This is a genomic window from Tepidanaerobacter sp. EBM-49 (assembly GCF_001896645.1).
GTDB lineage: Bacteria > Bacillota > Thermosediminibacteria > Thermosediminibacterales > Tepidanaerobacteraceae > Tepidanaerobacter > Tepidanaerobacter syntrophicus.
On record NZ_MPPE01000036.1, the window covers coordinates 97,902 to 111,801 of the forward strand.

The window sequence follows — 13,900 nt, forward strand, 5'->3', positions numbered from 1 at the left end:
CTACCTCTCTATAACCCTTGCTGAAATAATCGCCTTTGCAACTAGCTTTCCTTCGTGGATAAGGTTTACTTCGGCTTTTCCGGATTTGCGTCCGATGTCTATTATTTTAGCTTCAACCTCAATTTCTTCTTCCAGCTGCACCGGTTTGGAAAAATACACGGTAAAGCTATCTAAAACTGTCTCCAGTTTTTTTTGAGCCCTAAATGCCTCAAAACCCGCATTTGCCATTATCGTCATAAGAGCCCCACTGCTTGCAACACCGTATGGATTTAGCATCACAGGGTCTGTTTTGCCTCGAAGTTTTACCCCATCTTCTGTCTTAAGCATTGAAAATCGATTCATTATTATGGCATCTGCAGTCTCTCCCAGTTGGGGTTGAAAGCTTAGATGCTGCAGTGCCTTTATTGCATCTTTTCGGGTCAAGATGCCAACGAGCTTCTTATCTTCCACCACCGGTATCAGTTTTATGCCTTCCCAAACCATTAGCTGCGCTGCATGAGCTACGGGAGTATCCTTTGTAAGTGTGATAGGATCTTTGCTCATTACATCTTTTATCGGCACATCGTCTTCAAGGCTTGATATATCATTTATAGTAACAATACCGCAAACCTTCATATCCTTATCTACAACAGGAAACTTGCTATGCTGGGTCATTTTATAAAGCTTTCGCCAATCACCTATAGTCGCATCAATAGTTAAATAGTCAGGGTTTGTCACCATGGCATCTTTGACTCTTGCCACTTCTTTACGCACAAGTCTTTTATAGATAGCACGATTAATAATAGTTGCAACAGTAAATGTGTCATAAGATGAAGAAAGCAAAGGCATTTCTACTTTATCTGCAAGCTCGATCACTTCGCTGTCCACTTCAAAACCGCCTGTGACAAGCACCGCCGCTTTGCGCTCTAGTGCAAGGATTTGGGCATCTTTCCGATTGCCGACTATTAAAAGACTGCCCGGCTCAATAAATTTCGGCATCTCTTTTACCTCCATAGCCCCTATTAAAAATTTACTTAAAGGCTTATGAAGGCCTGATCTACCGCCAAGCACACTACCTTCCACAATATTTACCACTTCGGCAAAGGACAAGCGCTCTATTATCTCATCCTCTTTTTTTTCGATTCTGATTGTGCCTACCCGGGGCATCGTATAAACATAGCCTGCAAGTTGAGCATCTTTGATTGCCCGGTATGCCGTTCCTTCGCTAACATTAAGATCATTTGCAAGCTGGCGTACGGATATTTTTGAGCCGACTTCAAGTTTTTTTATATACTCCATGATACGAGCATGCTTTGTCATAATCTCCACCCTGACTTATTTTTTGAATTTAAAAGCTACCGTGATGGTAGCTTTTAAATTATTCTTCACCAAATTTGCTTTCTATTAATTCTACTAATTTTTCTACGGCTTCTTTTTCGTCTTCGCCTTCAGCTGAAATTGTAATTTGAGTGCCTTGGCTTACCGCAAGTGACATAACACCCATTATGCTTTTCGCGTTAACCTTTTTTCCTTCCTTTTCAATAAATATTTCAGATTTGAATTTGTTTGCTGCTTGGACAAATAACGCTGCAGGCCTTGCATGCAGACCCGTTTTGTTTTTGACTGTTACAGTTTGTTGAATCATTTAGTTATTCTCCTTCCATCGACTGTAGCTTATCAGCTATTTTTTCAATTTTTTTTAATCTATAACTCACACCGGATTTGCCTAATACGGGATCCAACATCTGCCCCAATTCTTTTAGGCTCAAATCTGGATGTTTGAGTCGAAGCTCTGCAATTTGCTTTAAATTATCCGGTAACTCACTAAATTTTTTGGTTTTTTTTAAATAGTTGATGCTTTCGCTCTGCCTTACAGATGCGTCTATAGTTTTATTTATATTGGCTGTCTCGCAATTTACAATTCGATTTACGCTGTTGCGCATCTCTTTGAGCACCCTTATATCTTCATATTTTAAAAGGCTGGTATGCGCTCCCATAATTCCAAGCATATCAGCGATATGGTCTCCATTTTTTAAATACACCATATAGTTATTTTTTCGTTCTGTAATATTTGCTTTAAGCCCAAAATCTTCGATAAGCTTGAGTAAAAGCTGTGCTGATTCTTTATCTTGGGTTACAAATTCCATATGATAAGGTCCTTTTGGATTGCTAATTGACCCACTACCTAAAAACGCACCGCGCAGATATGCTTTTTTGCAGCACTTTTTTTTAATAAGGTCTGGATTAATTCTGCCTTTTTGCACGGGTATTATGCCGGCCTCTTCTAGAAATTCTTTGCACTCGTTAGCATCAACACTAATTACATACATGCTTTTGTCTTTTAAGAAATTATTTCGCTTTACAGCAATTCGCTCAGGGGTTGCAATATTTTTCTTTAAAAGCTTATAAACCCTTCGCGCTGTTGGAGCATGGATGGTTTGAATTTGAAGCAGTATTCTTTTTTTGCGGCCGCCTTGTATTTGAATTGTACCGGCCATTCGGATAAACGCAGCAAGTTCAGCCCGGCTGCAGCAGATTTTTGAAGGCAAATTCGCCAATTCTTCCTTAACTTCATACGAAAAAGACACTTCTCTGCCTCGTTTCAATTTATTCTACATTAAATTTTAAAAACCTTCAATTGGAATTTTCATAAACCAGCTTCATAATTGCCTGAGAAAGTTTTTCAGGATGATGATGAGCAACATTTGCCGTATTTACAACAGATTCTGTCACAACCTTGTAACCCATAGCTTCGATAACTTCTTTATCACACTCTACATAAGTCGAACCCTCTGCTTTATAGCGTGCCAGAACCTCTTCGGGAATTTCGCCGGTATTTATTATAACATATTCCATTACATTTGGGTGAGAGTGTTTTATAACAGCCTTGACATGATCTGATGCTTTATAATCCGGAGTTTCTCCGGGCTGTGTCATCACATTTACCACATAGACTTTTTTGGCTTTTGACCTTACTATAGCTTCAGTTATATCTTTTACCAGCAAATTCGGAATTAGACTGGTATAAAGGCTGCCGGGGCCTAAGACAATTAAATCAGCTTTCTCTATGGCTTCCAGTGCCTCATCTAAAGGTTTGGCATCGGCAGGTCTTAGCATAACCTGAGATATCCTTTTTTGTGAATGGGTAATAAAAGACTGTCCCCTTACCACATCTCCATCTTCATAAACCGCCTCTAATACCACATCCTCCAATGTAGAAGGTAAAACCGTTCCCTTCACTGCCAAAATTTTACTGGATTCTTTTATAGCAAGTTCAAAATTGCCCAGCATCTCAGTCATTGCAGCTATAAACAAGTTTCCAAAACTGTGTCCTTTTAGAGTTCCGCTGCTGAATCGGTATTGAAACAAACGTTCCATAAGCGGCTCTGTATATGCCAAAGCCAAAAGACAGTTTCTGATATCCCCCGGAGGCGGCATTTTAAGCTCGCTTCTTATAACTCCGGAGCTTCCCCCATCATCTGCCATGGTTACAATGGCAGTAATATAATTAGAGTATGGTTTAAGGCCCCTTAAAAGATTGGGTAGGCCCGTTCCCCCTCCCAAACATACTATGTTTAAATCTGAACCCATACAGCTTTCAGCTCCATTTCCTTTCTTTATAAATCCCTGTGATCCGTTATCACGCGACATCGGTCAGTCTTAAGCTTTGCAGCCAGTTCGTCTGCCAAAACTACGGACCTGTGCTTGCCGCCGGTACAACCTATCCCTATTATTAGCTGGGTTTTACCCTCTCGGATATAGTAGGGTATTAGAAATTCTACCATATCTGTCAGTTTTTCCAAAAACTTCTTGCTCTCCGGCCACTTCATTACAAAGTCCTTGACCTTTTTATCTTTGCCTGTAAATTCCTTTAGTTCTTCAATATAATAAGGATTCGGTAAAAACCTTACATCAAAAACTAAATCGGCATCAAGTGGTATCCCCTGCTTAAATCCGAAGGAAACTATGTTTATTAAAAACTGATCTTCCTTTTCATTTTTGATAAATCTAAGCACTATTTCTTCTTTAAGTTCCGAAGGTTTCAAAGAGGAAGTGTCTATTATATAATCAGCTGCTTCCCTAAGCTTTGACATCTTCTCCCTTTCAAAGTTTATGCCTTCCACGATTCTGCCTTCAAAAGCTAAGGGATGGCGGTGGCGGCTTTCTTTATATCTTTTAACTAGAGCCTCGTCGGAAGCTTCCAGGAAAAGTATTCTATATTTATATCCTTCTGCTTTTAATTCGTTTAGACTCTCAAAAAGTTTGTCAAAAAAGCCTCCGCCCCTTAAATCTATAACCAGGGCTATCTTATCTATTTTTTTTACGCTTTGCCTACAAAGTTCCATAAATGTAGGCAGAAGAGCCGGCGGCAGGTTATCTACACAAAAATATCCGTAATCTTCAAAAACCCTCATTGCCTGAGTTTTTCCGGCACCTGAAAGTCCTGTAATAATTACAACGTCCATCTCGTCCAAATACTCTCACCTCATTGACAGTATAATACAAATTACGATTAAAATCTACAATTAGTAAAAACAAACCTTGGAAAACCTAAAATATTTGCTATAATAGGATTTGAGGTTTTATAAAAGAACTAAGGAGGTCGGTAAAATGAATGCCTATGATGCTGCTCACCAGCTTGCCCGCAGTCTAGAAGAATCCGTTGAGTATGTGGAATATAAAAAGGCTAAAGAGAAGGTTAAGCAAGATCCGCAGGTTTTAAAAATGTTAAAGGATTTAAGAGCAAAACAACTTGAGGTTCAGGCTCTGACACTTTCAGGGAAGCCAAATGCCGAAGCTCAAAAAAGTCTGGAAAGCTTATATAATATTGCTATTAATAATTCACTAATAAAGGAATTTTTGGATGCAGAGGAGCGTTTTGCGGTCTTATTTACTGATATTCAAAATATCATAGTAAGAAACATTGACTTTACTTTGGATAGTGAAGAAAAGTGATTCTTGAATAAATCAACCGCTTTATCCTGTAAAACAGACAGTGATAAGCGGTTGATTTTGTATTTATAGTTTTAAAATCTTAGCCGCTGTTGAAAAGTAAATGAAAAGGCCTAAAACATCAAGCAGCGTAGTTACAAAAGGTCCGGAAGCTACAGCCGGGTCGCGCCCCATTTTGTGCCAAAATAGCGGCATGAAAGTGCCTAGCGCTGCTGCGATTGTAAGATTTATTGCCATTGCTATTCCTACTGTAACACCTAACAGTATTTCGCCCTGCCAGACATAGGTCACAGCAGCGACCACCAGTCCGTTTATAAGTCCTAAAATAGCTCCTATGACAGCTTCGCGAAGAATATTTTTTATCATTGAAGCAGTAGTCAGTGTTCCTGTTGCAAGACCCCTTATCACAATAGCTGCAGACTGGGTGCCTACGTTGCCCCCCATATCCATGAGCACCGGTATGAAAAATGATAGGGCTACAATCGTCTGCAGTGCTTCCGAAAAATTATTGATAACGCGACCGGAAATGATTTCACCGGCTATTGCCACTAAAATCCATGGCAATCTCCTCTTGGCTCTGGACCAGGGCGAAATTTCCTCAAAATTTATCGTTTTATCAATATCTGAGCCAGAAAATTTTAATATATCTTCAGTGGTTTCTTCTTCGGTTACTGTCATTGCATCGTCAACTGTTACTATTCCAAGTAGAACATCATTGTCATCTACAACCGGCAAGGCTAAAAGTCCGTATTTTTGAATCATTTGTGCCGCTTCTTCTTGGGGTGCCGAAACGTTTATCTTTTTTACGTCTGTTTTCATAAATTCCTTTATAGGCGCATCCTCAGGTGCTAAAATCAGATCTCTTAATGATATAACGCCAACTAGCTTTCCTTGAGAATCAATTACATAAAGATAGTAAATAGTTTCTGCATCCGGCGCAATTTCCGCAAGTCTATCTAAGACATCCTTTGCCTTTAAATGCTGGGGAAACGCAATATAATCTGTGGTCATACGACCGCCGGCTGTATCTTCGTCGTAGGCCAAGAGGTTTTTCAGCTCTTTTTTGTCTTCTTCTTTCATAAGAGACAATATCTTCTTACGTTCCCCGTTTTTCAGCTCTCCTAAAAAATCCGCTAGAATATCAGAGGACATCTCAGAAATCAATTTAGATGCGTAATCGGGGTCAATATTAGTCAAAATAAAATATCTTTTATCGGTGTCAATCTCCTCTAAGACTTGAACAGCATCGTCAAATTCCAAGGCGCCAAACAATGTTATGCATTGCTCAGGCAAAAGTTCATCAAGCAGTTCCGCTATATCTACAGGATGATAGTTTTTAAGCTCATTTTTCAATTTTTCTATATCGCCTTCATTTATTATGCCATAAATTTTTTCTATCTCAATCATACTATCACCCCTATCTGCTGCACTATAGAGTTTTGTACGTTAAAGATTTCTATCAAATTTACAGAAAGTGTAAAATAGATTAAAAGTGTGATTATATCAACTACAGTGGTTATAAAAGGGCCTGACGCTACAGCGGGATCAATGCTCATTAAATTAAATAAAAGAGGTATAAGGACACCTACAAGAGAGGCAACTGTCAGAGAAAAGCACATGGCAAGCCCAACGGCTGCGCTCAGTTTAATATCTTGCTGCCACGTATAAGCAACAGCTGAAATTATCGCGCCGCATATTATCCCCAGCTGCAGTCCTGCTAAAGTCTCTCCTAAAATAAACTTGAATAAGTTCTTTTTATTTAATTCCTCAGTGGCTATACCGCGAACTGTCAAGGCCAGTGACTGGGTGCCTATATTCCCGCCGGTAGCCATCAGAACCGGTATAAAAAATGCGACAGCGACAACAGATTGAATAACGCTTGAATAGCCATCGATAACCTTACCTGAGATCATATCTCCGAAAAGGCAAACTATCAGCCAAAAGATTCTTCGTTTTGACGCTTCCCACACTGATGAATTTAAAAGAACATCCTCTTCAGTAGTTATACCTGCCATTTTATGGATATCTTCTGTGTTTTCTGCTTCCAAAACCTCCATCGCATCATCTACGGTAACTATACCCAATAAGCGATTGTTGTCATCTACAACAGGCACAGCCAGCAAACCGTATCTTGAAATGATTTTGGCAACTTCTTCTTGGTCATCGTCTACTTTAACAGATATAACATTCGTATGCATTATATCCTTTATCTTTTTATCTCGAGGCGCAGCAATAAGTTCTCTAAGTGATAAAACTCCCTGTAAGTGCTTTTTGTTATCTACCACATAGAGATAGTATATTGTTTCAGCCTCCTGGCCAAATTTTCTTGCATCTTCAATAGCCTGGTTTACAGTTTCATCTGCAAAAATATATACATAATCTGTAGTCATTAAGCCGCCGGCTGTATCTTCGGCCATTTTTAAAAGCTCTTTTAGTTCTTCATAATCTTCTTTGGGAAGCTTTGCCAGGAGATGTTCCGCCTGAGTTGTAGGCATTTCTTGGAAAAGGTCTATAATTTCATCAACAGACATATTTTCCAGTATTTTTACTATCTCTTCCTCCGGCAGTTCTTCTAATATCTCAACACTTTCAGATGGGTCAAGTTCCTCTAATACTTCTGCAATTTTGGAGCTGCTGAGCATTTGAAGAAATTGCTTTTTATTTCCGTTTTTTATTTCATCAAGTATTTCGGCAATATCTGCCGGATGCAGATTTGCAAGTATTTTTTGGGCTTCTTCGCTTTTGTTAAGCACCAAATGTTTTAAAAGCACTATATCTTTTTTTGGCAGCATCGCATTTCCTCCTTTTCTAGGAGGTCTGCCCGGCCTTAAGGGCGGTAGGGCACACCTCCCATGATATTATTTTGTTTTTCGGACTATGGCTAGGATCCGGGTCCACCTTACCGCCCCCTTAATTTTTTATATATAAAAACAAAAACCCTTCCGGACGAAAGGGTACAACAAAATACTTTCCCCTCGTCATCGGTTTTAGCACTGTGCGACTTTGGAATCTTGTTCCAGCCACATTAGATTTTACCTTAATCCGGCAAAACCTGCTAACCCATTGGTGTCTCTCGACATTTCCGGGCAGTGGCCTGTATTCGCACAGGAGCCTCACCTAACGGGAAGTTAGATGAATTTTAATTTTGCATCCACCTTATTTTAATATCTTTACAGGCGAGATGTCAAGGAAAAGTTATAATTAAAGGTGTCTTTTGAAGAAAATATCATTTTTTCGGTCTTGAAGGTAAATTCTGAAGTAATTTTGCGCATCGGCTTCTTTATATATTTTGTATCCTTCATCTATGCAGGAAGGACAGGCATCTTGCGGTATCGTTACCGCAAAAATAGGCATACCTCTATCACTGGTAGATTCTATCATATTTACACCTGAACACTTATTGCAGACCTTAAATCTTTGGGTCTGATATTCCATTATGCCGTCAGTGTCATAGTAGACATTCCGTTTTCTTATAATTTCTTCTTTACCTTTTATTATTTCTTGAGCAATTGACTCTTTATTGCGCCAGCGTTTATAAATTGTCTCACACAGTTCTTTGATATACTCTGTTATTTTTTGCGGTTGTTTAAGTTTTGCAGGATCATAATCCGGCTCTCTTACATGGGAATAATCCAGTCCTGCCATTGCCAAAATTATCCCAAGATTAACATAGGGAAGTGCGCCTTCTATTGAGTATCCGCCTTCCAGGACTGCAATATCAGGATTTAATCTGTGATTTAGCTCGGCATAACCCCATGCTGTAAAATTCATATTTGTAAGGGGGTCGGTATAGTGGTTGTCCTGTCCGGCAGAATTTACTATAAGTTCCGGCTTATATTCATCAAGAATCGGTAAAACAAGATTGTCAAGCACATACAGAAAACCTTCCTGGCCGGTTCCCGGAGGCAGGGGCACATTTATGTTATATCCAATTGCTCCGGGACCGCCAAACTCATCGATAAAACCGGTGCCGGGGTAAAGTGTTCTTCCGTCCTGATGAAAAGAAATAAACAGTGTATCACTGTCATTCCAGTAAATGTCCTGGGTCCCGTCGCCGTGATGGCAGTCAGTATCTATTATAGCGACCCGCCGGTGGCCATATCGGGCCCTGAGATTTTCCAACATTATGGCTTCAATATTTATTATGCAAAAACCTCTGTCGCCATAAACGACGCGCTGGGCGTGATGTCCCGGCGGACGCACAAGAGCAAAAGCTTTATCCGCTTCACCTTCCATTACCGCCTCTGCAGCCTTGATTGCTCCTCCTGCTGAAATCATGTGGGAAGTCGTTGCTCTGTCTTCTACGCTCGGAACACAAAAATGCACTCGCTCTATGTCTTTATTTGACGCTATGTTAGGATTGTAAAACTTTATACCTTCGATATCATTTATGCCTTCTTCAAATATCTGATCTTGCGTATATAGAAGCCGTTCTTCCCTTTCCGGATGTGTTGGGCTTATTGCCCAGTCAAAAGCAGGAAAGAACACAAGGCCAAGCCGGTTTTTCGCTTTAAGCATCTTTATCGCCCCACATTTCATAAAGTAGTCCGGGTTTTGTTTGCACTCTTATCCTCATATTTTTACCGCTTGTATAAAAACCCCTGACTATATTAAAAACATTTTCTTCTACTATTTCAGGCTGTATTTCGCCGGCCTCAGCCCCTAAAATAGACAATTGTTTACTTAAAAGCTCAACAGCCAAAAGTTTTGCATCTTCTAAAGTATAATTTCGTTCTATTTTTTTGTATAGACCGATTTCAGGCACTAAAAGGGTTCCCTGGGCAGTATCAACAAACACAGTAATCTCTGCAGTAGTTTTAGCAAGAGCGGCTCCTACAGCATTTGCAGCTTCGTAAAATTTAGGATAAAAGCAGGGAATTTTAAAGCTCTTTTCCAAAATAGGGGCGAGTATCTTCGCCGGTCCGCCAATTACCTGGACAAATTCCGGATTGATTTTCTTGCCGTACAGCAGTTCTTTTACTGTATACACCGGATGGGAATTTATCTCAAAAAGCAACTTATCCACTTTTTCTTTTATCATATTCGCCATTGTTTGTAGAACCAGTGATGCCGCTTCTTGTATATTTAAATCCAGAGGCCCAGCTATATCTTTCATAGCATCTACAGCCTTTTCCTTGCTTCCTATATCAAGAAGCCCTTGGGCAATCATGGCATCTGTAGGAGTAGGACAGGGACCGCCTAAAGCCATCGGGCTCCCCTTTCTATAAGGCCCGATATGCAGTACACCATTTTCTACTCTAACCTCGCTGTCTCCGCCTAATCCCATGGAAACGCTGTAAAGCGCCCTTACCAAAGTAGGGTACTCGCCGATTTTTATTCCAAGGGGTTCAAACAGCGGCACACCATCTGCCAGAAATGCGATATCTGTAGTTGTTCCTCCTATATCCAAAAATACCCCGTCTTTTGATGTATTAAAAAACGCTTGACCGCCCATTATACTTGCTGCAGGGCCGGATAATATCGTATTTACCGGAAATTTTTCTGCACTTTCAAGGCCCATTGTACCGCCGTCAGCTTTTAGGACATAAAGCTTTGCATTAATTTTTTCGCGTTTAAGGGCATAAACTATGCTGTTGCTAAATCTAGAAAATGTAGAATACACCGCCGAGTTGAAATAAGATGTAAAAACTCTGCGGGGAAAATTTAGCTTTCCCGAAACAGTATGCCCTAATGTTACAGGTGAAAAATCATTTTTTAACATATCATAAATTTTTATTTCGTGGTCAGGATTTCTAACTGAGAACTTTCCAACAACGGCACAGGCTGAAATATTTTTGTTTTTAAATGCATTTGACGCGCGATTTATCTCAGCAGAGTTAATTGGACTTACCTCTCGGCCTCTATGGTCTATATAACCTTCTGTGAAAATGTTTTCCTGCCCACAAGCCAAAAAATCGCAAGGAAGGCCCGGACCGCTTTCGATTATCATGCCTACATGGGCTGTCTTTTCTTCCACAATAGCATTGGTGCAGATAGTTGTGCTTAAAATGACTCGTTCTATTTCATCAGGCTTTACTCCGGTAATTAGAGGCTTTAGTGTTTTCCACACAGATTCTAAAAGATTATTCGGTTCAGTTGGTATCTTTGACGTTTTTATAATCTTGCCATGGTCAATGAGAACCGCATCAACGTGCGTCCCTCCCATGTCAAGCCCTATAATCACTTTTATTTCCCCCTTTATTCGAGTTCATCTTCGCCAATAATTTTTATTTCAGGTTCCAGCAATACATCAAATTTTCTTTGTACTTCCTGCTGTATATATTCTATTAGCTCAATTACATCTCTTGCAGTCGCGCCGCCGGTATTCACTATAAAGCCGGCGTGCTTTTCAGATACCATGGCTCCGCCTATTTTGCAGCCTTTAAGCCCTGCTTTTTCTATAAGGGCGCCGGCAAAATTCCCCGGCGGTCTTTTAAATACGCTGCCTGCGCTGGGAAGATTAAGGGGCTGTTTTTGTCTGCGAAGGACTGAATATTTTTCCATTTTACTTTTTATTTCACCGTAGCTTCCGGGCTCTAGTTTTATCAAAGCTTCCAAAACGATTTTGCCGCTGTTTTGAAGAACGGAGGTGCGGTATGAATAGCCTAACTCCTTATTTTTTATTTCATATATATCGCCATCTTGTTCCATAACTTTTACGCTTTCGACAATTTCTGCCATTTGGCCGTCATAGGCTCCTGCATTCATTACAACGGCCCCACCTACTGTACCAGGGATGCCTCCGGCAAATTCCAGGCCTTTTAAACTGTTTTCAAGGGCTAATTTTGAAAGATTTGATAGAGGCAGCCCTGCCTTGCATCTTATAACATCTTTATCTACAACAGCTTCACTAAAGTTTTGAGCAAGCTTAATAACTACCCCTCTTATACCGCCGTCTTTTACCAATAAATTAGTGCCATTTCCCATTATAAAAAAGGGGATACTGTTTTGAGCGCATATTTTGATGACTTCTAATACGTCTTCTTCATCCTCCGGAAGTACCATAATATCGCAAGGTCCCCCGATACGAAAAGATGTATGATATTTCATCGGTTCATTTATCTTTATTTGATCAGGCTTTAATATCTTGTTTAAAATTTCTACTATTTTAATGGAATCCATATCTTTACTCCTCGCCTTGATATTGTCTAAGGTAAAGTAGTTATTAATGATTACTTCTATAATTGTCCTGTTAATTCCTCCTTTGCAAATAAAGTCAAATTTTTTTATCGCTTTATCAGTAATTTTGAAAAATCTTAAAAGCGTTGCGCCATCACAAAAATAGGATAAAGGAATCCATCATCCTTTATCCTGGTAAAAAGTGCATGTTATGTCAGCGATTAACAGTTTGTTTCAAGTTATTATACTTCTCTTGCAGCATCCTGGTTATCTTGCCCGGTATACCGTCACCTATAATCTTTCCGTCCACTTTTACAACAGGCATTATTTCCGTGGTAGTTCCTGTAAGAAAAACCTCGTCGGCATCAAGAAGCTGGTTAATATTAAATACTTCTTCAGAATATGGTATGTTATTTGCATCTGCAATTTCCAGAACAATTCCTCGGGTTATGCCATTTAATATCCTGTTGTCGGCAGGATGGGTAAAAAGCTTGCCGTCTTTTACAATAAATACATTGCTGCTTGCTCCTTCGTTTACTGTTCCACCTCTGTGAAAAATTGCTTCATAAGAACCGGCTCGTTTTGCTTTTTCCTTTGCGATACAATTTGCCAGGAGCTGAACTGTCTTTATATTGCATCGATTCCAGCGTTCATCAGGTACTGTTATGCAAGTTATGCCAGTTTCATAAAATTCCTCCGGATTTCCTTTGGACTCTCTTGCTATAACAACCCAAGTGCAGGGAATGTTTTCAGGGAAGACATGCTGCCTTTCAGCTGCTCCGCGTGTCACCTGGATATATACCGATGTATCGGCAAAACCACACTCATCTACAGCTTGTCGGCAAATTTTCTCAAGGTTGTCAATACCAAAATCGAGATTCAGGTATATTTCTTTTGCTCCGTCTTGAAGCCTGGTCAAGTGGCGGTCCATATAAAAGAATCTGCCGTCATAAGCATGAATTACCTCATATAGACCATCGCCAAAGAGAAACCCTCTGTCTTCTACCGGAATTTTTGCATTTTCGTAATCAACCTTCTGGCCGTTTAAATAAACTATTGTTGATGACATATTGATGATGCCTCCCTTTTTGATAATTAAAAATTTATATATTGTCCAGGGTTATAAAGTGATCTCTTTGCCTTTTAATTTTAAGAAATCTATAACCTTTTCTGCGGAAGTATTCAATATATTTTCTTGTGGAACCTTTGCATCTTCTATTAATTTTTCGGCCTTTGCAAAATTTGCTATGTCAAAACAGATATGCGCATCGCTTCCTAAAGAAACTGTCGCTCCTAACTCTGCTGCTTTTTTTGCAATCAGAGAACAATTTTTCTCGCTGCCTTGTCGGCTTATAAAAGAGCTGTTATTTATTTCTATTGACACATTGTATGCATGGGCAGCTTCTACAAATCTATCAATATTTATCGGAAATTCGGGGTTTCCTGGATGGACAATAATATCCACGTATGGATTTTTTATCGCCTCAATAATTGCCTGCGTATTTTCCTCTACGCTAAGTCCCTGGGGAAAACATCCGGTATGAAGACCTGCTAAAACTATATCTAATCTTTGAAGGAATTCCTCAGGAAGATCCAAGGTTCCTCTTGTATCTAAAATATTTGCCTCTACTCCTCTAAGTATATAAACTCCGTTTATTGTCCGCGGAATTACTCTCATATTCCAAAAATAATATTTATTAATTCCACCTTCTCCCATAGCCGGCCCGTGGTCCGTTATTGCAATCATTTTAACGCCTTTTTTTGAGGCAGCCTCCGCATTTTCGGCTATTGTGCTGTAAGCATGGCCACTAGCTATGGTGTGGCAGTGGGTGTCAACTTCCCAATTCAA

The 13,900-nt window shown here is 39.8% G+C and carries 13 protein-coding genes and 1 riboswitch; of the genes, 1 reads left to right on the top strand and 12 read right to left on the bottom strand.

From position 1 onward, the window contains the following. From BUE08_RS06130 to rapZ, 5 genes are read right to left on the bottom strand one after another with little or no spacing between them, the layout of a single operon-like run. Positions 1 to 1,299: a DRTGG domain-containing protein gene (locus tag BUE08_RS06130; protein ID WP_286680587.1), complete on the bottom strand. Its 1,299-nt coding sequence runs from the start codon at positions 1,297 to 1,299 to the stop codon at positions 1 to 3. 58 nt (positions 1,300 to 1,357) lie between these two features. Then, complete coding sequence (locus BUE08_RS06135) at positions 1,358 to 1,624, bottom strand: HPr family phosphocarrier protein (protein ID WP_059031520.1); 267 nt, start codon at positions 1,622 to 1,624, stop codon at positions 1,358 to 1,360. 4 nt (positions 1,625 to 1,628) lie between these two features. Then, on the bottom strand, positions 1,629 to 2,567 hold the full coding sequence (whiA, locus tag BUE08_RS06140; protein ID WP_059031521.1) for a DNA-binding protein WhiA: 939 nt from the start codon (positions 2,565 to 2,567) through the stop codon (positions 1,629 to 1,631). 46 nt (positions 2,568 to 2,613) lie between these two features. Further along, positions 2,614 to 3,570 (bottom strand): gluconeogenesis morphogenetic factor MgfK, encoded by a 957-nt coding sequence (gene mgfK / locus BUE08_RS06145; protein WP_059031522.1) that lies wholly within the window; start codon positions 3,568 to 3,570, stop codon positions 2,614 to 2,616. Positions 3,571 to 3,596: 26 nt separating this feature from the next. After that, positions 3,597 to 4,445 (bottom strand): RNase adapter RapZ, encoded by an 849-nt coding sequence (gene rapZ, locus BUE08_RS06150; RefSeq protein WP_059031694.1) that lies wholly within the window; start codon positions 4,443 to 4,445, stop codon positions 3,597 to 3,599. A 145-nt stretch (positions 4,446 to 4,590) separates the two neighbouring features. Here rapZ and BUE08_RS06155 point away from each other — a divergent pair, with 145 nt between their 5' ends. Then, positions 4,591 to 4,935, top strand: coding sequence for a YlbF/YmcA family competence regulator (locus BUE08_RS06155; RefSeq protein WP_059031523.1), 345 nt, complete (start codon positions 4,591 to 4,593; stop codon positions 4,933 to 4,935). Between the two features lie 63 nt (positions 4,936 to 4,998). Here BUE08_RS06155 and mgtE (BUE08_RS06160) read toward each other — a convergent pair whose 3' ends face one another. The 7 genes from mgtE (BUE08_RS06160) to BUE08_RS06190 form a co-directional block, all read right to left on the bottom strand. After that, on the bottom strand, positions 4,999 to 6,339 hold the full coding sequence (mgtE, locus tag BUE08_RS06160) for a magnesium transporter (protein WP_286680588.1): 1,341 nt from the start codon (positions 6,337 to 6,339) through the stop codon (positions 4,999 to 5,001). Further along, positions 6,336 to 7,724, bottom strand: a complete 1,389-nt coding sequence (mgtE, locus tag BUE08_RS06165; protein WP_286680589.1) for a magnesium transporter — start codon at positions 7,722 to 7,724, stop codon at positions 6,336 to 6,338. The genes mgtE (BUE08_RS06160) and mgtE (BUE08_RS06165) overlap by 4 nt, the downstream gene beginning before the upstream one ends. Before the next feature lie 171 nt (positions 7,725 to 7,895). Then, positions 7,896 to 8,064, bottom strand: a riboswitch (M-box (ykoK) riboswitch). Between the two features lie 69 nt (positions 8,065 to 8,133). Beyond that, positions 8,134 to 9,450: a histone deacetylase family protein gene (locus tag BUE08_RS06170; RefSeq protein WP_286680590.1), complete on the bottom strand. Its 1,317-nt coding sequence runs from the start codon at positions 9,448 to 9,450 to the stop codon at positions 8,134 to 8,136. Continuing rightward, on the bottom strand, positions 9,443 to 11,116 hold the full coding sequence (locus BUE08_RS06175; RefSeq protein WP_286680591.1) for a hydantoinase/oxoprolinase family protein: 1,674 nt from the start codon (positions 11,114 to 11,116) through the stop codon (positions 9,443 to 9,445). Before BUE08_RS06175 ends, BUE08_RS06170 begins: the two co-directional genes overlap by 8 nt. A gap of 14 nt (positions 11,117 to 11,130) precedes the next feature. Further along, the gene (gene murB / locus BUE08_RS06180) at positions 11,131 to 12,054 is read right to left on the bottom strand and encodes a UDP-N-acetylmuramate dehydrogenase (RefSeq protein ID WP_286680592.1); all 924 of its coding nucleotides are present in this window, start codon (positions 12,052 to 12,054) and stop codon (positions 11,131 to 11,133) included. A gap of 211 nt (positions 12,055 to 12,265) precedes the next feature. Continuing rightward, entirely contained in the window at positions 12,266 to 13,120 is an 855-nt protein-coding gene (gene dat, locus BUE08_RS06185) for a D-amino-acid transaminase (protein WP_213951614.1), read from the bottom strand. A gap of 51 nt (positions 13,121 to 13,171) precedes the next feature. Next, the gene (locus BUE08_RS06190; RefSeq protein ID WP_213951613.1) at positions 13,172 to 13,900 is read right to left on the bottom strand and encodes a phosphatase; all 729 of its coding nucleotides are present in this window, start codon (positions 13,898 to 13,900) and stop codon (positions 13,172 to 13,174) included.